The organism is Pseudomonas sp. NFPP24 (assembly GCF_900112095.1).
Lineage (GTDB): Bacteria > Pseudomonadota > Gammaproteobacteria > Pseudomonadales > Pseudomonadaceae > Aquipseudomonas > Aquipseudomonas extremorientalis.
Genome location: NZ_FOKD01000002.1, coordinates 330,431 through 350,980, shown reverse-complemented (window position 1 = coordinate 350,980; position 20,550 = coordinate 330,431). Strand labels below are relative to the sequence as shown.

18 protein-coding genes are annotated in these 20,550 nt (G+C 60.3%); 12 read left to right on the top strand and 6 right to left on the bottom strand.

The window, feature by feature from the left end:
- Nucleotides 1-6: 6 nt before the first annotated feature.
- From pcaH to pcaC, 6 genes are all read left to right on the top strand, one after another.
- Nucleotides 7-711: a protocatechuate 3,4-dioxygenase subunit beta gene (pcaH, locus tag BM026_RS05345; protein WP_092241276.1), complete on the top strand. Its 705-nt coding sequence runs from the start codon at nucleotides 7-9 to the stop codon at nucleotides 709-711.
- 1 nt (nucleotide 712) lies between these two features.
- Nucleotides 713-1,279: a protocatechuate 3,4-dioxygenase subunit alpha gene (pcaG, locus tag BM026_RS05340; protein ID WP_093527630.1), complete on the top strand. Its 567-nt coding sequence runs from the start codon at nucleotides 713-715 to the stop codon at nucleotides 1,277-1,279.
- 188 nt (nucleotides 1,280-1,467) lie between these two features.
- A complete protein-coding gene (locus tag BM026_RS05335) occupies nucleotides 1,468-2,763 on the top strand; it encodes an MFS family transporter (RefSeq protein WP_092241281.1) in 1,296 nt (431 codons plus the stop codon).
- A 10-nt stretch (nucleotides 2,764-2,773) separates the two neighbouring features.
- Nucleotides 2,774-4,129: a 3-carboxy-cis,cis-muconate cycloisomerase gene (locus BM026_RS05330; protein ID WP_092241283.1), complete on the top strand. Its 1,356-nt coding sequence runs from the start codon at nucleotides 2,774-2,776 to the stop codon at nucleotides 4,127-4,129.
- A gap of 10 nt (nucleotides 4,130-4,139) precedes the next feature.
- On the top strand, nucleotides 4,140-4,931 hold the full coding sequence (gene pcaD / locus BM026_RS05325) for a 3-oxoadipate enol-lactonase (protein WP_093527629.1): 792 nt from the start codon (nucleotides 4,140-4,142) through the stop codon (nucleotides 4,929-4,931).
- A gap of 10 nt (nucleotides 4,932-4,941) precedes the next feature.
- The gene (gene pcaC / locus BM026_RS05320) at nucleotides 4,942-5,334 is read left to right on the top strand and encodes a 4-carboxymuconolactone decarboxylase (RefSeq protein ID WP_028619276.1); all 393 of its coding nucleotides are present in this window, start codon (nucleotides 4,942-4,944) and stop codon (nucleotides 5,332-5,334) included.
- A gap of 3 nt (nucleotides 5,335-5,337) precedes the next feature.
- On the opposite strand, the gene BM026_RS05315 is transcribed toward pcaC, so the two are convergent.
- From BM026_RS05315 to BM026_RS05290, 6 genes are all read right to left on the bottom strand, one after another.
- The gene (locus BM026_RS05315; protein ID WP_092241287.1) at nucleotides 5,338-6,237 is read right to left on the bottom strand and encodes a polysaccharide deacetylase family protein; all 900 of its coding nucleotides are present in this window, start codon (nucleotides 6,235-6,237) and stop codon (nucleotides 5,338-5,340) included.
- Between the two features lie 118 nt (nucleotides 6,238-6,355).
- The gene (locus tag BM026_RS05310; RefSeq protein ID WP_093527627.1) at nucleotides 6,356-7,810 is read right to left on the bottom strand and encodes a M91 family zinc metallopeptidase; all 1,455 of its coding nucleotides are present in this window, start codon (nucleotides 7,808-7,810) and stop codon (nucleotides 6,356-6,358) included.
- Between the two features lie 91 nt (nucleotides 7,811-7,901).
- Nucleotides 7,902-9,152, bottom strand: coding sequence for an OprD family porin (locus BM026_RS05305; RefSeq protein ID WP_092241291.1), 1,251 nt, complete (start codon nucleotides 9,150-9,152; stop codon nucleotides 7,902-7,904).
- A gap of 173 nt (nucleotides 9,153-9,325) precedes the next feature.
- The gene (gene adeC, locus BM026_RS05300; RefSeq protein ID WP_071488876.1) at nucleotides 9,326-10,783 is read right to left on the bottom strand and encodes an AdeC/AdeK/OprM family multidrug efflux complex outer membrane factor; all 1,458 of its coding nucleotides are present in this window, start codon (nucleotides 10,781-10,783) and stop codon (nucleotides 9,326-9,328) included.
- Nucleotides 10,780-13,941, bottom strand: coding sequence for an efflux RND transporter permease subunit (locus tag BM026_RS05295; protein ID WP_071488877.1), 3,162 nt, complete (start codon nucleotides 13,939-13,941; stop codon nucleotides 10,780-10,782). The genes adeC and BM026_RS05295 overlap by 4 nt, the downstream gene beginning before the upstream one ends.
- 3 nt (nucleotides 13,942-13,944) lie before the next feature.
- A complete protein-coding gene (locus tag BM026_RS05290; RefSeq protein ID WP_093527625.1) occupies nucleotides 13,945-15,093 on the bottom strand; it encodes an efflux RND transporter periplasmic adaptor subunit in 1,149 nt (382 codons plus the stop codon).
- Nucleotides 15,094-15,358: 265 nt separating this feature from the next.
- Here BM026_RS05290 and BM026_RS05285 point away from each other — a divergent pair, with 265 nt between their 5' ends.
- The 6 genes from BM026_RS05285 to BM026_RS05260 all read left to right on the top strand — a co-directional run bounded on the left by BM026_RS05285 (nucleotide 15,359) and on the right by BM026_RS05260 (nucleotide 20,533).
- On the top strand, nucleotides 15,359-15,991 hold the full coding sequence (locus BM026_RS05285; protein WP_071488878.1) for a TetR family transcriptional regulator: 633 nt from the start codon (nucleotides 15,359-15,361) through the stop codon (nucleotides 15,989-15,991).
- A gap of 428 nt (nucleotides 15,992-16,419) precedes the next feature.
- Nucleotides 16,420-17,775 (top strand): phenylacetate--CoA ligase family protein, encoded by a 1,356-nt coding sequence (locus BM026_RS05280; RefSeq protein WP_093512145.1) that lies wholly within the window; start codon nucleotides 16,420-16,422, stop codon nucleotides 17,773-17,775.
- A 13-nt stretch (nucleotides 17,776-17,788) separates the two neighbouring features.
- Nucleotides 17,789-18,343 carry an acetyltransferase gene (locus tag BM026_RS05275; protein ID WP_068936517.1) on the top strand — a complete coding sequence of 185 codons (555 nt, stop codon included), beginning with the start codon at nucleotides 17,789-17,791 and terminating at the stop codon, nucleotides 18,341-18,343.
- Nucleotides 18,336-19,022, top strand: a complete 687-nt coding sequence (locus BM026_RS05270) for an iron-containing redox enzyme family protein (RefSeq protein ID WP_093527623.1) — start codon at nucleotides 18,336-18,338, stop codon at nucleotides 19,020-19,022. Before BM026_RS05275 ends, BM026_RS05270 begins: the two co-directional genes overlap by 8 nt.
- Before the next feature lie 4 nt (nucleotides 19,023-19,026).
- Nucleotides 19,027-19,638, top strand: a complete 612-nt coding sequence (locus tag BM026_RS05265; RefSeq protein WP_093527621.1) for a flavodoxin family protein — start codon at nucleotides 19,027-19,029, stop codon at nucleotides 19,636-19,638.
- A 7-nt stretch (nucleotides 19,639-19,645) separates the two neighbouring features.
- On the top strand, nucleotides 19,646-20,533 hold the full coding sequence (locus tag BM026_RS05260) for a DMT family transporter (protein ID WP_093527619.1): 888 nt from the start codon (nucleotides 19,646-19,648) through the stop codon (nucleotides 20,531-20,533).
- Nucleotides 20,534-20,550: the final 17 nt, after the last annotated feature.

The window sequence follows — 20,550 nt, the reverse complement described above, 5'->3', positions numbered from 1 at the left end:
TGCTCCATGAGTGACAAGCCCGGATACCGGCGCCCGCAAGCGGGCACTCAACCGGATTACCTGCACCCGGCCTACCAGTCGACGAACCTGCGTTCGCCGTCGCAGCCCTTGGTGTTCCTGCCCCATTCCTTGTCGGAAATCACCGGCCCGACCATCGGCGCCGAGCGGGTCAACCCGAAGGACAATGACCTCACCGCCCAGCATGAAGGCGAGCCCCAAGGCGAACGCATCATCATTCACGGCCGCGTGCTCGACGAAAACGGCCTGCCGGTGCCGGGCATCCTCGTGGAAATCTGGCAGGCCAACGCCGCCGGCCGCTACAACCATAAGCGCGACCTGCACGACGCACCGCTGGACCCGAACTTCACCGGCACCGGCCGCACGGTCACCGACGCCGACGGCTGGTACCAGTTCCAGACCATCAAGCCCGGCGCGTATCCCTGGGGCAACCACCACAACGCGTGGCGCCCGGCGCATGTCCACTTTTCGCTGTTCGGCCCTAGCGTGCTGACGCGCCTGGTCACGCAGATGTATTTCCCTGGAGACCCGCTGCTGGAATACGACCCGATCTACAACTGCGTGCCGGACACCTCGGCCAAGGAACGCTTGATCGCCCGTTTCGACCTGGAAAAAACCATTCCTTCCTATGCCCTCGGCTACCGCTGGGACATCGTCCTGCGCGGCCGCGACGCTACGCCGATGGAGAAATGAGATGACACTCAATGCGACCACGTCCCACACCGTCGGGCCGTATTACCACATCGGCCTGACCTGGCTGAACCGTGAAGACCTCACCGTGGCTGCCACCCTTGGCGAGCGCGTGGCGATCAGCGGGCAGGTGGTGGATGGCAATGGTGATGTCGTCAACGACGCCATGCTCGAAGTCTGGCAGGCCAATGCCGCCGGCAAGTACGATCACCCGGAGGATGATCAGGACAAGGCACTGGACCCGAACTTCGAAGGGTTCGGCCGGGTGCCGGTGGATGCCGAAGGGCGGTTCCGCTTTACCACCATCAAGCCGGGCGCCGTACCGGGACTGAAGGGCACCACCCAGGCGCCGCACCTGGTGGTGCTGGTGTTTGCCCGTGGGTTGGTGAAGCACTTGCTCACGCGGATTTATTTCGAGGGCGAGGCGCTGAATGGGCAGGACCCGTTGCTGGCGTGTGTGCCCTCGGAGCGTCGTGGCACCTTGATCGCCCGGCAGGATGCGGCGGGGGTGTATCAGTGGAATGTGATTTTGCAGGGGACGGATAAGGAAACGGTGTTCTTCGATTATTGAGTGGTTTTTCCGGGCCCCATCGGGGGCAAGCCCCCTCCCACCTGTTGACCGCACCGCCTATCAAATGTGGGAGGGGGCTTGCCCCCGATGGGGCCGGTTCAGGCACCACCTACCCAAAAGTCTTCTTGCGGAACATGGTTGTTGCAAAGTATGTCTAGGCTATAACCGTTCCCACTGAGTGAAACCACATGACAACAACAACGAGTCACTACACCGGAGAAGAACGCAGCAAACGGATTTTTGCGATTGTCGGGGCATCCTCCGGCAACCTCGTCGAATGGTTCGACTTCTACGTCTACGCCTTCTGTGCCATTTACTTTGCCCCGGCGTTTTTTCCGTCGGACAACCCTACCGTCCAGTTGGTCAATACGGCGGGGGTATTCGCCGCCGGTTTCCTGATGCGCCCCATCGGCGGCTGGCTGTTTGGCCGGGTGGCTGACAAGCATGGCCGTAAGAACTCAATGATGATTTCGGTGCTGATGATGTGCGCCGGCTCCCTGGTCATCGCCTTTTTGCCGACCTACAACGACATCGGCGTCTGGGCGCCGATCCTGCTGCTGATTGCGCGACTGTTCCAAGGCTTGTCCGTGGGTGGCGAGTACGGCACTACCGCGACTTACATGAGTGAGGTGGCTCTCAAGGGCCAGCGCGGGTTCTTTGCGTCCTTCCAGTACGTGACCCTCATCGGCGGCCAGTTGCTGGCGGTGCTGGTGGTGGTGATCCTGCAGCAGTTTCTTACCGAAGAAGAACTGCGCGCCTGGGGCTGGCGGATTCCGTTCGTGATCGGCGCCATTGCGGCGGTGATCTCCCTGTTGCTGCGGCGCACGTTGAAAGAAACCACCAGCAAGGAAACCCGCGAAGACAAGGACGCCGGCAGCATTGCCGCGCTGTTTCGCGATCACAAGGCCGCGTTCATCACGGTGCTGGGTTACACCGCCGGCGGCTCGCTGATTTTCTATACCTTCACCACCTACATGCAGAAGTACCTGGTGAACACGGTGGGCATGCACGCCAAGACGTCCAGCTACATCATGACCGGTGCGTTGTTCCTCTACATGTGCATGCAGCCGGTGTTCGGCATGTTGGCGGACAAGATCGGCCGGCGTAACTCGATGTTGTGGTTTGCGGGCCTCGGCACGCTGTTCACCGTGCCCATCCTGCTCACCCTGAAAACCGTCAGCAGCCCTTTCCTGGCCTTTGTGCTGATTACCCTGGCTTTGGCAATTGTCAGCTTCTACACCTCCATCAGTGGCCTGGTCAAAGCGGAGATGTTCCCGCCTCAGGTGCGCGCCTTGGGCGTGGGCCTGGCCTATGCGGTGGCCAATGCGATTTTCGGCGGCTCGGCGGAATTCGTCGCCCTGAGTCTGAAATCCATCGGCATGGAGAACAGTTTCTATTGGTATGTGACGGCGATGATGGCCATCGCTTTCCTGTTCAGCCTGCGTCTGCCGAAACAGGCGGCGTACCTGCACCACGATCTATAAGGGACGCGTTATGACACTGCGCACGAGCAATCAATTGTTCGACGCTTACTTCACGGCGGACAGCATGGCCGAGGTGTTCTGCGACAGCGGACGCCTGCAGGGCATGCTGGATTTCGAAGCCGGATTGGCCCGGGCCCAGGCCCGGGTCGGGTTGATTCCCCAGGCCGCTGTCGCACCGATTGCCCAGGCCTGCCTGGCGTCGCTGTACGACGTGGATGCCCTCGGCGTGGCGATTGCCACGGCGGGGAATTCGGCGATCCCGCTGGTGAAGGCGCTGGGCAAGCTGATTGCCAGTGAAGACGCCGGGGCCGAACGTTATGTGCATTTGGGCGCGACCAGCCAGGACGTGATGGACACTGGCCTGGTGTTGCAACTGCGCCGGGCGCTGGCGTTGATCGAAAGCGACCTGGCGCGCCTGGGCGACATCCTGGCCGCCCAGGCCCAGCGTTACGCAGCCGTGCCCTTGGCCGGCCGCACCTGGTTGCAACATGCGACGCCGGTCACCCTGGGGATGAAGATCGCCGGTTGGCTGGGGGCGGTGACGCGCAGTCGACAACGGTTGGCGCAGTTGAAGCCGCGCTTGCTGGTGCTTCAGTTCGGCGGTGCCTCCGGAACCCTGGCCGCACTGGGCGAACAGGCGATGCCGGTGGCTGAAGCTTTGGCAGACGAGCTGCAACTGACCCTGCCCGAACAACCCTGGCACACTCAGCGGGATCGACTGGTAGAGTTCGCCGCCGTGCTTGGCCTGATCGCCGGCAGCCTGGGCAAACTGGGCCGCGATATCAGCCTGTTGATGCAGACCGAAGCGGCGGAGGTGTTCGAGCCGTCGGCACCGGGCAAGGGTGGCTCGTCCACCATGCCGCACAAGCGCAACCCGGTGGGCGCGGCCGTGCTGATCGGCGCCGCCACCCGCGTGCCGGGCCTGGTATCGACGATGTTCAGCGCCATGCCCCAGGAGCACGAACGCAGCCTGGGCCTGTGGCATGCCGAATGGGAAACCCTGCCCGAGATTTGCCGCCTGGTTTCCGGCGCGCTGCAACAGGCGCTGCTGGTGAGCGAAGGGTTGGAAGTCGACCCCGAGCGCATGGGCAAAAACCTCGACCTGACCCAAGGCCTGGTGCTGGCCGAAGCCGTCAGCAGCGTGCTCGCCCAACGCCTGGGCCGGGAAACGGCGCACCACTTGCTGGAACACTGCTGCAAGCGTGCCGTTACCGAGCAACGGCATTTGCGTGCGGTACTGGCGGATGAGCCGCAAGTCACCGCCGAGCTGTCGGCGGCCGAACTGGACCGCCTGCTCGACCCGGCCCACTACCTGGGCCAGGCCTGCACCTGGGTCGCCCGCGCCGTAGCCGAACACTTTGCTTGAGGAGACCACCGTGGCATTTGTACAACTCGCCGAAGGCGACCTGCATTACCAACTGGACGGGCCTGTGGATGCGCCTGTGCTGGTGTTGTCCAACTCACTGGGCACCGACCTGCATATGTGGGACATCCAGATCGCGGCCTTCACCCAGCACTTTCGCGTGCTGCGTTTCGACACCCGTGGCCATGGCAAATCCCTGGTCACCCCGGGGCCGTACAGCATCGAACAGCTCGGCCGCGACGTGATCGCGCTGCTGGATGCGCTGGATATCCAACGCGCGCATTTCTGCGGTTTGTCCATGGGCGGCCTGATCGGCCAATGGCTGGGGATCAACGCGGGCGAGCGCCTGAACCGCCTGGTGGTGTGCAACACCGCCGCCAGGATCGGCACGCCCGAGGTGTGGAACCCTCGCATCGAGATGGTGTTGCGTGACGGCGCAGCGGCGATGGTGGCGCTGCGCGATGCGTCCATCGCACGCTGGTTCACGGCTGATTTCGCAGCCGCCAACCCGCACCAGGCCAAGCAGATTACCGACATGCTCGCGGCGACCTCGCCTGAAGGTTACGCCGCCAATTGCGCGGCGGTGCGCGATGCGGATTTTCGTGAGCAACTGGCCTTGATCAAGGTGCCGACGTTAGTGATTGCCGGCACCGACGATGCGGTCACCCCACCGGCCGGCGGTCACTTTATCCAGAACCATGTGCGGGGCGCCGAGTACGCCGAGTTCTATGCGGCGCACCTGTCCAATGTGCAGGCGGGCGCTGCGTTCAGTGACTGCGTAATCGAATTCCTGCTGGCCCGCTGAGGAGCTGTTTGTGGACGAGAAACAACGTTACGCCGAAGGCCTGCAAGTGCGCCGCGAAGTGCTGGGCGATGCCCATGTCGACCGCAGCCTCAATGCCCTGACCGAGTTCAACAGCGAGTTCCAGGAAATGATCACCCGCCACGCCTGGGGTGATATCTGGACCCGCCCCGGCCTGCCACGGCATACCCGCAGCCTGATCACCATCGCGATGCTGATCGGCATGAACCGCAGTGAAGAACTCAAGCTGCACCTGCGTGCCGCCGCCAGCAATGGCGTGACCCGCGCCGAGATCAAGGAAGTGCTGATGCAGAGCGCGATCTACTGCGGGATTCCGGCGGCGAACGCCACTTTTCATCTGGCCGAGTCGGTGTGGGATGAGTTGGGGGTTGAGTCGCGGGAATAGGGGTCAGTGGGAATCGGCATCCCACACCCAATTCCACACGCCCGGCAGACGCACCGGTTCATTCACGTCCTTCACCGTGCGTGCCAGCGCCGCACGTTGCAGGGCGGCCGTGTCGGTGTAGAACGGTTCAGCGGCGGTCTTCATACCGGTGATCCGTGCACTGTCCAGCAGGATCTGCAAGTACTCCTGCATATGCCGCGCGGTGTAGCGGTTGATGTCGTGGAAGGTCACTACCACAGGGATCACGCCATCCACCGTCGGCAACTCGCCCAACGCAATGTGTTCGCGCACCACCGACAGTTGCCGATACAAATTGGCCCGGCGCCGTGGGCTGCCGTTGAAGCCCCAGATCTTGCCGTCATTGGCACTCAAATCCGTGAGCAGCACCTGCATGCCGTGACGCTGGTAGGCGGCGAAGGTGCGGCGGTCGTAATTCCAGAACGGCGGGCGGACCAGCACCGGCGGGTTGCCGGTGATCGACGCAATGTCAGCGGCACCTTGGGTGAGGGTGCGTTCCAGTTCGGCGTCGTTCAGCCAGCGATGGTTGGTATGAAACGCCGTAGCGGTGTGGAAGGCGAGGATGTGACCCGCCGCATACTCACGCTGCATGGTCTTGCGGCCTCGTGAGCTGCCCCCGGAGCGTGAGGCTTCGGTTTGCAGGAAGAACACCGCCTTGATCCCCGGCAGTACCGGGTTTTGTGCCAGGTCAGCCACCACTGAGCGGCTCGGGTTGTTGTAGCCCGATGCGCTGGGGCCGTCATCGAAGGTCAGCAGAAAACGGATCGGCGCCTGGCCTTGCAGGCGTTGCTCGGTCTGGGGTGTCAGGGCGACAGGTGCGCCAATACAGCCGCTGAGGCTCAGGGCCAGGGCAAGCACGGCGGATGCGATGGCGAAGGGTTTCATGATGGGCGCGGGCTCGAATAGGAGGCCACTGCTGGGTGGATCAGCAGCGGCAGGCGCGCACGATACAGCAAGATGGCGGGTGTTGAGTTACCGTCTGACCAACGAGCGGTGTTCAGGCTCAGTCGAAATAGTGGGTACGCAGCGGCTTGCCCATTTCTTCGTTCAAGGCATTTTCAGTGAAGGGCTTGGGGTTGGGGGGATACTCTGGGGTGGTCGGCAGCCCCACGGCTTGACGTTCGCTGTTGGAGACATCAACTGACTCCCCGTTGACCACCTCTACGGTCGAGCCCGTCAACGCGGTGCCGTTTCCGGCGTTATAGGCGTGGACCATTTCGTGATAGAGGACGGTGATAGGTGAGTATGTCCTGTGGGACAGTACTTCCAAGGCTGAGCGGTTATAGACGATTTCAGCCCGGTCCGCCCGCGACCCCGGTATGCCGTCCACCATGAAACCCCACTTGGGATCGTCGCCGACCACCGGCGGGCGTTCGTTTTGCAACAAGGTTTTAAGTTCCTGGCTGCCATAGGTGTAGCCGCTTCCCGTGTCGAACTGGTCCTCCACCACGGTCACCGGTGCGCCGTTGCGCCTGGCTATCGCGTTCATTTCGGCAAGCATCTGTTTGCCCTGGGGGGAGCTGCGCAGCAAGGCCAGATCGTCTTCGACCCGTTGGATAAAGTCGGCCGAGCCTTTTATGACAAGCCCTTCAAGCGGCGCGTGGTCAGGTGTGACGGTGGTTAATATCGAGTCGTTGAGGTGCCGGATCGTATCGCCGGATTGAGCGTAGATCAGGTCGCCGGGGTGATTGGCAACCACTGCGTCGCGACCGCTGCCGGTATAGAACGTACTACGGTCGTGGCCGATCAAGCGGTCATTATCGGCGCCGCCATGCAGCACCGTATGGCCGTTGCCGGCATACAGGCGGTCATTGCCATTGCCGCCGTCCAGGTAGCTGGTTTTGCTTTTTGGCCCGGTACCAGCGTAAAGGCGGTCATTGCCGTTGTTGCCATAGATCACGTTGTCGCCGCTGCCGCCAAAGATCATGTCATCGCCGTCGTTGCCTTCGGCGTAGCCAAGGCCGCTGCCGAGGTGAAGTACGTCGTTGCCAGGACCGCCGAACAGGCGGGTGTAGCCACTGCCGGCGCGCACCCGATCATTGCCGTCCCCGGCATCCACCGTGATGGGTTGGGTCACGTTGGCGTCAATGCGGATGTTGTCGTTACCGCCGTGGGTCTTGAGGTGAAAGGTCAGTGGCTCGCCGTTTTTATCGTGGCTGTCAAAGCGATACAGCCGGCCATTGACCTTCACGTCCAACTGGCCTGGCAGGGTCTGGCTGATGTGGACCTGGTCCGCGTTGTCACCGGTTTCAAGGATCAGGCTGTTGCTGATGCTTTCGCCATGGTCGTGCTCCCAGACTGATTGCCCGCAGGCCTTCAAATTGCCGTCATCCAGAAAGGGATGCCGATGAGCTTGAACCGGGCTGTCGGACGTGAACGCCAGTTGAGGCGGTGGGTCGGGTGTGTAGTGGCTGTTGCTGAAGATCTGGGGGCATGCAATGCGATTTGAAGTGTCCATGTGTAATCCCTATGAGAGAGCCAGCGCTGGCCCTGTCTCATGAAGTTGCCCGGACGCTTCAGATCGTTCCCAGGATAAATGTTATGCGGCTTTACAGCAGGCTGATCGGGTAACTGACGATCAACCGGTTCTCATCGAACTCGTTGTTACTGTAGTCGCGACGCATGCTGGAATTGCGCCAGCGCACGGTCAGGTTCTTCAGGCTGCCGCTCTGCACGGTGTAGCCCAATTCGCTTTCGCGGCCCCATTCCTTGCCATCGGTGATGGTGCCGGTGTGCACGTTGCTGCCGCTGAGATAGCGGTTCATCAGGGTCAGGCCGGGCACGCCGAGGGCGGCGAAGTTATAGTCGTGGCGCACCTGCCAGGATTTCTCCTGGGCATTGTCGTAGCTGCTGTTGTAACTGTCGTTGGCCAGGGTGCCGCCGCTGGTGCCATTGACCCGCATCCAGGCGCTGTTGCCGGTGAGCTTTTGCAGGCCGACGTAGAAGGTGTTGCCGCCGTATCTGGCGGAGAACAGGCCGGACCAGGTCTTGTTGTCCAGCTCGCCGGCGCGGGCGCTGCCATCGTCTTTGCCATAGAAGAAGCCGAGGTTGGCGCCCAGGGTCCAGTCGCCCAACGGCTGGCTGTGGGTCAGGTTGACGAACTGCTGGCTGTAGATGTCCTTGAGCTGGGCATTCCACAGGCCGATCTGGGTGCGTTTGTCGTTGAACAGGTATTCGCCGCCCTGGAAGTTGAAGCGGTCCGATGTGAATGCGGTTTTACCGAACATCGACAGGTCGCTCATGCTGCTGTCGTCACGCGGGCTGTTGGCGCGGAACTGGCCACCGTAGAGCGTCAGGCCGTCGATCTCCTTGGAGGTGATCTGGCCACCGCGCAGGGTTTGCGGCAGGGAACGGCCATCGTCCGAGCGCAGGATCGGCAGCACCGGCATCCATTCGCCAACTTTCACTTCCGTCTTGGAAATACGTGCCTTGAACGCCACGCCCAGACGCCCGAATTCATCCGCCGGGCGGCCGTCGTGGTCCAGCGGCAGCAGTTGGGTCCCCCCGGTGCCACGCCCGCCATCGAGCTTCAACGAGTACAGCCCCAACACATCCACGCCGAAACCCACCGTGCCCTGGGTAAAGCCGGACTTGGCGTCGAGGATGAAACTCTGCGTCCACTCCTGCGCGCCGCCCTGGGTCTTGGTGGGGTTGGTGAAATTGCGGTTGAAGAAGAAATTGCGCAGGTTGAGGTTGGCGCTGGCGTCTTCGAGAAAGCCGTGTTCCTCGGCGAGGGCGGGCAGGGAAAGACTGGCGACAGCGGTTGCCAGCAAAAGCTGGCGCGGGTGGAAAGTGCTCATGGCGTAAGGACCTGTTGTTATTGGGTTTATGCAGGTGGCGGCCATGGTGCGCGGCGGCGCGGGGGCGATGAAAGTGGGGGAGAGCGGGTTGTGGGCGATGATCGAACGCAAGTTGTCCGGTGCAGAAAAGCAAAAAGCCCACCAAAAGGTGGGCTTCGTTGACGCGGGTGTTATCAGAACAACTTCAGTGGCGGTGCTTCTTCTTTCAACGGCTCGTTCTTCGCGGTCTGCTCGCTCCAGCCACCGCCGAGGGCCTTGTACAGGTTGACCTCGCTGGTGAGCTGCGCCAGGCGGTCGGTGATCAGCGATTGCTGGGCACTGAACAGTTGGCGCTGGGCATCGAGGAACGTCAGGTTGCTGTCGACACCAATGCGGTAGCGACGCTCGGCCAGGCGGTAGTAATCCTGGTTGGCCGCGACGAAGCCGCGCTGGGCGTCCAGTTGCTGCTTGTAGGTCTCACGTGCGGCAAGGCCGTCGGAGACTTCCTGGAAGCCGGTCTGGATCGCCTTCTCGTAGTTGGCCACGTTGATCTCTTTCTGGATCTTCGAGTAGTCCAGGCTGGCGCGCAGGCTACCGGCGTTGAAGATCGGGATGTTGATCTGCGGGGCGAACGACCAGGTGCCCGAACCGCCTTTGAACAGGCCGCCGAGGTTAGGGCTCGCGGTACCGGCGCTGGCGGTCAGGCTGATGCTCGGGAAGAACGCGGCACGGGCCGCACCGATGTTGGCGTTGGCGGCCTTGAGGTTGTACTCGGCTTGCATGATGTCGGGACGACGTTGCAGCAGGTCCGATGGCAAGCCGGCCGGCACTTCGCTGAGCAGGTTATCCGACAGCGGCTTGCTGACGATATTCGCCGGCAGGCCGGTGCCCAGCAGCAGGGTCAGGCTGTTTTCGTCCTGGGCCACCTGGCGGGTATAACGCGCCAGGGCAACCCGGGCGTTTTCCACCGAGGTACGCGATTGGCTCAGGTCGAGGGCCGAGGCCACGCCGACTTCGTTGCTGCGCGAGGTGAGCTTGAAGCTTTGCTCGTACGCGTCCAGGGTGTCCTGGGTCAGCTTGAGCAGTTCCTTGTCGGCCTGCCAGGTCAGGTAGGCGTTGGCCACGCTGGCCACCAGGCTGATCTGGGTACTGCGCCGTGCTTCTTCGGTGGCGAAGTACTTCTGCAGGGCTTCTTCACTCAGGCTGCGTACGCGACCGAACAGGTCCAGCTCATACGAGCTGATCCCGAGACCGGCCGAGTATTGGCTGCTGATGGTCGATTCGCCGGTCTGCGACAAGCGGGCCGGGGTACGCGAACGGCTGCCGCTGCCCGTGGCCGACACGGCTGGGAACAGGTCGGCGCGCTGGATCTGGTACTGCGCGGCATAGGCGTCGATGTTCAGGGCCGCGACACGCAGGTCACGGTTGTTCACCAGCGCGGTCTGGATCAGCTGTTGCAGGGCAGGATCATGGAAAAACTGCTTCCAGCCCTGCTCGACAGCGGCCTGGCTCGGCGCCTGGGCCGACGAATACGCCGGCCCCTGCGGGAACTGTGCGGCCACCGGCGCTTCGGGGCGCTGATAGTCAGGTATCAGCGAGCAGCCACTGAGCACGAATGCGGTGACGGCTAGGGAAAGTAGCGACTTGCTCATTGGCCAGCCTCTTTAGGGGTTTCAGTTGTGTCAGTCTTTTTACGTTCGCCAGCGGCGGATACGGTTGCGAAGAACAGCGGCACCCAGAAGATCGCCAGCACGGTGGCCGTGATCATACCGCCGATTACACCGGTACCGATGGCATGCTGGCTGCCCGAACCTGCGCCCGAGGAGATCGCCAGCGGCAATACGCCGAGGATGAACGCCATGGAGGTCATGATGATCGGGCGCAGACGCATCCGCGAGGCTTCGATGGCCGACTCGACGATGCCCTTGCCTTGTTCGTGAAGTTCTTTGGCGAACTCCACGATCAGGATGGCGTTTTTCGCCGCCAGGCCCACCGTCACCAACAGGCCCACCTGGAAGAACACGTCGTTGGACAACCCGCGCATGCTGGTGGCGATCAACGCACCTACCACACCCAGCGGCACGACCAGCACCACGGCAATCGGGATCGACCAGCTTTCGTACAGGGCCGCGAGGCACAGGAACACCACCAGCAGCGACAACGCGTACAGCGCAGGCGCCTGGGAGCCGGACAGACGTTCTTCGTACGACAGCCCGGTCCACGCGTAGCCGATACCGGCCGGCAGTTCCTTGGCGATACGTTCGACTTCGGCCATGGCGTCACCGGTACTGTAGCCCGGGGCCGGGGTACCGAGGATTTCCATTGCCGCTACACCGTTGTAGCGCGAGAGCTTGGGCGAACCGTAGATCCATTTGCCCGAGGAAATCGCCGACATTGGCACCATCTTCCCGGAGTCGCTGCGCACGTACCATTTGTCCAGGTCTTCTGGGGACATGCGACCAGCGGCTTCACCCTGCACGTACACCTTCTTCACCCGACCACGGTCGATGAAGTCGTTGACGTAGCTGCCACCCAGGGCGATCGCCAGGGTCTGGTTGATGCTCGACAGCGAAATACCCTGGGCACTGGCCTTCTCGTCGTCGACGGTGAGCTCGTACTGCGGCTCATCGTTCACGCCGTTGGGGCGCACACCCGCCAGGATCTTGCTTTGCGCGGCGGCCCCGAGGAACTGGTTGCGTGCATCCATCAGCTTCTGGTGGCCAACGCCGCCCTGGTCTTGCAGGAACACGTCGAAACCGGTGGCGTTACCCAATTCCAGTACCGAAGGCGGCACGATGGCGAACACCATGGCGTCCTTGAAAGCACCGAAGAAGTAACCCTGGGCACGCTTGGCCACTTCGAATACCGAGGTGGACGCATCCCGTTCATCCCACGGCTTGAGCATCACGAACGCCAGGCCCGAACTCTGGCCACGACCGGCGAAGTTGAAGCCGTTTACGGTGAATACCGACTTCACCGCCTTGCCTTCGCCCGGCTCGCCTTCCTTGTCGTTGAGCAGGAAGGCACGCATGTCGTCGATGACTTTCTGCGTACGTTCGGCCGAAGAACCGACCGGGGTCTGCACCTGGGCAAAGATCACGCCCTGGTCTTCTTCCGGCAGGAACGCGCTCGGAATGCGGGTGAACAGCCAGATCATGCCGGCGAAGATGATCAGGTACACGAAGAATGCTGGAAACTTGTGCTTGATCATGTTGCCCACGCCGCGCTCGTAGCTCAGTACGCCACGGTCGAAGGTGCGGTTGAACCAGCCGAAGAAACCCCGCTTGGGTTGGCCGTGCTTCTCAGGGTCGATCGGCTTGAGCATGGTGGCGCACAAGGCCGGGGTGAAGATCAGGGCAACCAGTACCGACAACGCCATGGCCGAAACGATGGTGATGGAGAACTGTTTGTAGATCACACCGGTGGAGCCACCGAAGAATGCCATCGGCAACAGTACCGCCGACAGCACCAGGGCAATACCGACCAGGGCACCCTGGATCTGGCCCATGGACTTGACCGTCGCCTCCTTGGGCGACAGGTGTTCCTCGGCCATTACCCGCTCGACGTTTTCCACCACGACGATGGCATCGTCCACCAGCAGGCCGATGGCCAGGATCATGCCGAACATGGTCAGGGTGTTGATGGTGAAACCGAACGCGGCCAGGATCCCGAAGGTACCCAGCAATACCACCGGTACGGTCATGGTGGTGATGATGGTGGCGCGGAAGTTCTGCAGGAACAGGAACATCACCAGGAACACCAGCACGATCGCTTCGACCAGGGTATGGACTACACCGGAGATCGATTCGGTCACTACCGGCGTGGTGTCATACGGCACCACTGCCTTCATGCCTGGCGGGAAGAACGGTTCCAGGGACGCCACGGTGGCACGGATGGCCTTGGCGGTGTCCAGGGCGTTGGCGCCCGAGGCGAGCTTGATCGCCATACCCGACGCCGGCTTGCCGTTGAACTGTGCGCTGATGCTGTAGTTCTGGCCACCCAGTTCGATCCGTGCGATGTCACGCAGGCGAACCTGGGAACCGTCGGTATTGACCTTCATCAGGATCTTGCCGAACTCTTCAGCGGTCTGCAGGCGGGTCTTGCCGATGATGGTTGCGTTCAGCTGGGTACCGGGCAGGGCAGGCAGGCCGCCCAATTGGCCGGTGGCCACCTGGACGTTCTGCGCCGCGATGGCGGTGCTGACGTCGACCGGGGTCAACTGGTAGTTGTTCAACTTGGCCGGGTCGAGCCAGATACGCATGGCGTACTGCGAACCGAACACCTGGAAGTCACCTACACCTGCCGTCCGCGAGATCGGGTCCTGGATGTTGGACACGATGTAGTTGGACAGGTCGTCCTTGGTCATGCTGCCGTCTTCCGACACCAGACCGATCACCATCAGGAAGTTCTTCACCGACTTGGTCACGCGGATACCCTGCTGCTGCACTTCTTGCGGCAGCAGCGGGGTCGCCAGGTTCAGCTTGTTTTGCACCTGGACCTGGGCGATGTCCGGGTTGGTACCCTGGTTGAACGTCGCGGTGATGGTCATGCTGCCGTCGGAGTTACTGTCCGAGGCGACATAACGCAGGTTGTCGATACCGTTGAGCTGTTGCTCGATCACCTGCACCACGGTGTCCTGCACGGTTTGTGCGGACGCGCCTGGGTAGGTCACCTGGATGTCGATGGCGGTTGGCGCGATGGCCGGGTATTGGTTGATGGGCAACTTCAGGATCGACAATGCCCCGACCAGCATGATCACCAGGGCAATTACCCAGGCGAAAATGGGACGGTCGATAAAAAATTTCGACATGGGTTACTCCCCCTGGCCAGCAGCGGCGGCAGGAGCGGGAGCAGAACCGGCAGGCTTGGCGTTGTCGGCGTCCTTGACCTTGACTTCGATGCCCGGCTTGATGAATTGCAGGCCTTCGGTGATCACGCGGTCACCGGCGTCCAGGCCTTTTTCCACCAGCCAGTAGGCGCCGGCAGTGCGGTTGGCTACCAGTTGACGCTGCTCGACCTTGTTGTCCTTGTTCACCACCATGGCGGTCGGGATACCTTTGATATCACGGGTCACGCCTTGTTGCGGTGCCAGGATGGCCTTGCTGTTCACGCCTGCTTGCAACTGGGCGTGCACGAACATGCCCGGCAGCAGGGTGTGGTCAGGGTTGGGGAACACGGCGCGCAGGGTCACGGAGCCGGTGGTCTGGTCGACCGATACTTCGGAGAACTCCAGCTTGCCGTCCTGGCCATAGGCAGTGCCGTCTTCCAGGGTCAGCTTGACCTTGGCCGCGTTGGCGCCGGCTTTTTCCAGCTGGCCGCTTTCCAGGTCGCGGCGCAGTTTCAGCATTTCGGTCGAAGACTGCGTGACGTCGACGTAGATCGGGTCCAGTTGCTGGATGACGGCCATGGCATCGGCCTGGCCGTTGCTGACCAGCGCGCCTTCGGTTACCGAAGAACGGCCGATACGCCCGGAGATCGGCGCGAACACTTTGGTGTAGCGCACGTTGATCTGGGCGGTTTGAACGTTGGCTTCCGCGGTCATGCGGTTGGCGACGGCGGTGTCGTATTCCTGACGGCTGACGGCCTGCTCATCGACCAACTGCTTGTAGCGGTCGGAGATGGACTTGGTCTGGGTCAGGCTGGCCTGTGCGCTTTTCAGGGTGGCGTCATACACCGACGGGTCGATCTGGTAGAGCTGTTGCCCTTCCTTCACGTCGCCACCTTCCTTGAACAGGCGCTTGAGAATGATGCCGTTGACCTGTGGGCGAACTTCCGCGATGCGGTAGGCGGTGGTGCGGCCTGGCAGCTCGGTCGTCAGGGTATAGGCTTGCGGTTGAATGGTGACCACGCCGACCTGAGGGGTTTGGGCGGGCGGAGCCGCTTCTTCCTTTTTACATCCGCTGAGCAGCGATGCCAGGGCGACGGCAGTGACCAGAGCGGTAACAGCTGGCTTAAGTTGCATGAAGATCCTCGGGTCAGGCGCGCAAGGTGCGCACAAGAAGTGTGGAAGGGTAAAAAACAAGCTGTGAGTAGATAAGTAGCTTGCTACGCAATATACTTACGTTCATGGTTGTTTGTAAACTCTTGACAGGCTTCGCGGAATGTTGACAAAGCAACGCCCAAAGCCTCGATTTTAGTACGTTCGGCGCCCATGACGGTGTCGTCCCACAATGATTCAGACGGTGGCCAACCACCACCCACCGTGTCCCGATTGAGGTTTTACTGCCATGGTTCGTCGCACTAAAGAGGAAGCTCAGGAAACGCGCAGCCAGATTCTCCAGGCCGCCGAGCAAGCCTTCTATGAACGTGGCGTTGCGCGGACCACGCTGGCGGATATCGCCGCACTGGCCGGTGTGACGCGGGGCGCTATCTACTGGCATTTCAGCAATAAATCCGATTTGCTCCAGGCGCTGCTCGACACGCTGCATGAGCCGCTGGACGAGTTGGCCAGGGCCAGTGAAAGCGAGGATGAACTCGACCCGCTGGGCTGTATGCGCAAGTTGTTGATTCATTTGTTCCATCAAGTGGCCCTGGACCCGAAAACCCGGCGCATCAACGAGATCTTGTTCCATAAGTGCGAATTCACCGATGAAATGTGCGACATGCGTCGCCAGCGCCAGACCCACAGCCAGGAATGCAACCTGCGCATCGGCCTGACATTGCGTAATGCGGTCCATCGCGGGCAACTTCCGGAAAACCTCGATACCACCCGTGGCGCGGTGTGCATCCACGCCTACATCAACGGGCTGATCGGCCAGTGGCTGCTGGTACCCGACAGCTTCCAACTGCATCAGGAAGCCGAACGCTGGGTGGACGCCGGGCTGGACATGCTGCGCTGGAGCCCCAGCCTGCGCAATTGAGACAAAATGCGTAATTGCATCAGGTTGTGTCAACAGTAAAGCCCAAGGACTGTCAATCGTCCTTCTGCCTGATGGGTGGGGTGACTTTATATACGGGCTGGCGGGCGGTTGATAGGTAGCCGCCTAAGTATTTTGTAGCGATTTTGTTGCAGGGCTGTGAAGGAGTGTTTCCCAGCCCCCATGAAAAAGCCCCGGTTCCTGCGAGCCGGGGCTTTTTCGTTTCAGCACAATACATGCCCTGTCTGAAGCCTGACGCCGTGTCGTATTACTGGGCAATCAGAGTACGACTCTCCGCGTAGCATATTGTTTTCGTGCATACAACTGGTCGAGTGGACAGGTGTTTGGTTTTTCTTGCCTTGCTAGTGTCCGCATCCAGGACGGACAACCGTAATAGCAACGAAAAACCTACGGCGATGAGGGGAACTCTAATGGGTGTGGAAAGTGTGTTTGATGAGTTCATTATTGACTATGACCAAATCCACGAAGCGTACTGGAGCAATACGTTAAGTGAGTACGAGCTTAAACGCTGGCATGAAATGCAGCTTAGAACAGTCTTGCATCATGTCAAAAATAAGTCTGAGTTCTATGCCAGGCACTTTAAAGATATCGATGTGGACGGCATCACTCTGTCGGATCTTGGCGCTTTACCCTTTACCACAAAGGATGATTTGCGAGAGTCCATGATGGACATTCTCTCCGGTACGTTGGAAGACAGCATTTATTATTATGAAACAACGGGCACCACCGGCCCGGCAACTCCGTGCCCTCGGGATAAAAAAGAAAGCTATGCCAGTAACAAACAACTGTCTATGGCTTATCGGGCTGTGCTGGAGAAGCATTTCCCTAACGAGAAGACCGTTGTTGGCATTATGGGCCCGACTGAAGTGCACTCGTTTGGCGATACCTTGGGTGATGTCTGTCATCAACTTGGAGTGTGTAACGCCAAGATCTGGCCGCATTCCCCGGTGATCGGATATCCCAAGACCCTGCAGTTGATGAAGGACTTGCGCATCGGCGTGGTCGCGTCGGCGCCGGGGCTGCTACTGGCGCTGGCCAAGGAGGCCGAACGGCTGGGTTTCAACCCGCGCGAGGACTTTCATCTGCGTGCGTTCATGATGAGTGGCGAGCTGTGTACGCCCGCTTTGAAAAACAATTTGTACAGCCTCTGGGGGGGTGAAGCCTACAACAGTCTGTATGGCTCGCAGGAGGCAATGATCATTGCTGCTGCCAACGCCAGCGACCAACTGATGCCGCACCGCCTCAACTACATCATCGAGGTGCTGAACCCGCAGACGGGTGAAAGCCTGGGCGACAGTGGGGAAGGCGAACTGTGCGTGACCATGCTGATCGCCGGCGTGAAACCGTTGATCCGTTACCGCACGGGCGATTTGGTCTGTATTCAAAAAAATCCGAAAAATCCGATCTCCCAGGCACAGGTCATGAAGGTCGTCGGGCGCGTGAAAGATGCGATGACCCTCAATGGCAAGGCGTTCACAGCGGGTCATATAGAGCAGGCGCTGCTTGAGGGCGTAGAGCAATGCCTGGGCTATCAAATCGTTATCAACTGCGTGAACGGCAGGGACACGGTGATTGCCAAGATGGAAATGTCCAAGTTCTATGAAGGTGATCGCAGCCAATTGACCTTGTTGATTCGTGAGCGTGTACGTGAGCGCCTGGGTGTCGATGCGACCATCATGGTGGTCGACGACCTGGATGACCACGTGAACCTGGGCAGTTGGTTCAGCTGGAAAGAAGCGCGAATTATCGATCAGCGCAATCGATAGGCGAGGGCGGCGAATGAGCATGTCCGTGCAAATCGTTTCGGCGAGAAGTGAACTGTTCCAGAAGGTCCGCGCGTTGAGAGCTCGTTACATCGGTGACAACCCGGCCAATGAAGAAAGTTATTCCGATACTGAGGCATTACGCGATGCCTGTTCGTACCATATGGCTTATCTGGATGGCGATGAGATAGTCGGGGCTATCCGTATAACGCCGTTGGGCCATGGCATGAGTTTTGTAGAGCGTGTTGTTCAAGTGGAAAACTATTTTGCCCATCCGATGGACTCGTTTGATGCCAATCGATTGGTATTGGATGAACGATACAGAGGAGGTGTGCACCTGAGGGTGTTTCTTCTGCATACCGCCATCTGGTTGAAAGCCAATACGCAGTTTCAATATATCTCGGCGTTATGCCGAGGGCGCTTGGCCGCCTTGTATGTCGATATAGGCGGCCATGTGCTGGCCAACGACATTACTTGGACTAACCGCCAATCATCACGTGATTACAGTCTGGTTTACCTGGAACTGGATACCGTTTTTAACACCATCAAAGGAAAAGTAGCTCATGGATAAGTTATTCAACGAACTGGATACGATTGTTGATAGCGGTTGGGCCAAGATCAAGCAAGGCCGTTATTGGAAGTATAGCCTTGAGCAGCCGATTACGCGGGAGTTGTATCAGCAGGTAATGCTCCAGGTGTACCACTACACCCGATTCAACTCTATCAACCAAGCGGCTTGCGCGTTCAGCGCGGACTCCAGCCAGACCACGCTGTTGCGCTTCGTCTACAAGCATGCACTTGAAGAGTTGGGCCACGAAAAAATGGTCATTCGTGACCTGGAATCGATTGGCGCCCTGCCTGACACACTGCCTGCACCGCTGCCCCCCACCCAGGCACTGATCGCTTATCTCAACGACGTTTCCATTCGTCTAGGGCCGGTTGCCCGCCTTGGTTACAGCTATTGGGCAGAAGAGGTGTACGAGCACATTCAGCCTATCCTGAATAAGTTTCGCACTGACCTGGGGCTCAAGGATGAGCAAATGACCTTTTTCGTTGCCCATTCGACCATTGATGAAAAACATTCCGAAGAAGTGCGTCTGGCGATGCAGCGTTCGGTGAAAACCGATGAAGAGCGGGCGTTGATCAAAGAAGTGACGCGAGTGACCTTGTACCTCACCGGTCAGTTGCTGGAAGAGTCGTTGCTGGAATACGAACGTCTCGCCCAGGCGCCGTTGGCCAAGGCGTCCTGAACTGATGAAGCTGATCGTCATCGTCGGTTCAAGCCGCTCGCACGGGGTCAGCAGCCAGGTGGTGTCGTTGGTTCGACGCCATCTGGAGGGACGAGCGACGGTCCAGGACCTTTGGTTGCGTGATTACCGTATCGACTACTGCGATGCCGACAACGCGTGCGCGCACACCGACTGCGGGGTGCAGGACGAGGTCGCCGCTATTGTCGATGAAATGGCCAAGGCAGACGCCATCCTTTACCTGCCCGTTATGCATGCCTATGGCACCAACAGTCGCTTCCAGGCATTCCTGGAGCGGGTGGGGTACGGCTTCATGCGTCCCAGAGAGCGTCCGCTACGGGACAAACTCGCCGCGGTGGCCGTGGTGGGGCGCCGCTACGGACACACTGCCGTCTTTGGTCAGGTGGTACTCAACGTGCTGTTGAACAAAATGGTACTGGTTGGCTCCGGGTTTCCGGCCACCTTCAACACGCAATTGGTTCAAGACCCCGAAGCGGAACAAGCGTTACGAGAAACTCTGGACCGCCTCCTTGAGCACTTTCACAAATTACATGATCGGCCGCGCCAACGCGTCGAGCGTCTGCGCCTGCTCAAACAAGTCCAATTTCAAACGGGATGAGGGATACATGCCTATTCGCGATTCACTGATAGCCGTACTGGTGGCCTTTTTATGGGGCGCCCAGGTGACTGCGGTTAAAATCGGGGGCGAGGAGCTCCCACCGATTCTGATGGTTGCCATGCGCTTTTTCATGATGGCGGTTGCATTGTTGCCGTTCTGCGGAGTGCCCAAGCGCCAGGAATGGCTGCCCATCTTTTCGATTGCCTCGTTGGTTGGGGCCGTGCATTTCGGGCTGTTGTATTGCGGCATTTCGCGGGTGGATGCATCCACGTCCGCTATTGCCTATCAACTTTCGACGCCATTTACACTGTTGCTGGCGTTCGCTGTATTGAAGGAACACATTGGCCTGCAGGTGGTGGCGGGGATTGTCATTGCACTGCTTGGCGTGCTGACGGTACTGGGTGGTGTTGGCCAGGGAGGTGCGTTGTCAGGTGTCTTGCTGGTAATTGCGGCGGCCTTTGTTTTTGCGGTGGGGACGGTGCTTACCAAGCGCTGGGGGCCTTTCAACCCCGTAGCGATAAGCGCATGGACCGCCTTGATTGCGGCGCCGGAGTTACTGATGGTGTCTGCGGCGGTGGAGTGGCACGCCTGGGGTTCGGTATTGACGGCCAGCCCGAAGGCTTGGGCCGCTGTGGTATATACCGCAGTCAGCGGCGGGCTGATCGGTTTTGGCCTGTGGTACTGGCTTTTGGGGCGGCATCCTGTCCAGCGTTTGACACCGTTCCTGTTACTCGTACCAGTGTTTGCGGTTGCCGTCAGCCAATTGCTGTTACAGGAGGGGGTATCGCTGAGTCTGGTCGTGGGTGGCGTCGCCGTGCTGCTGGGTGTTGCACTGTGCCAGGTGCGTCTACCGGCACGGCGGGCGCACGCCGAGAACACCTCGGCGCAGAGGTGAGACCTGATGATTCGGCC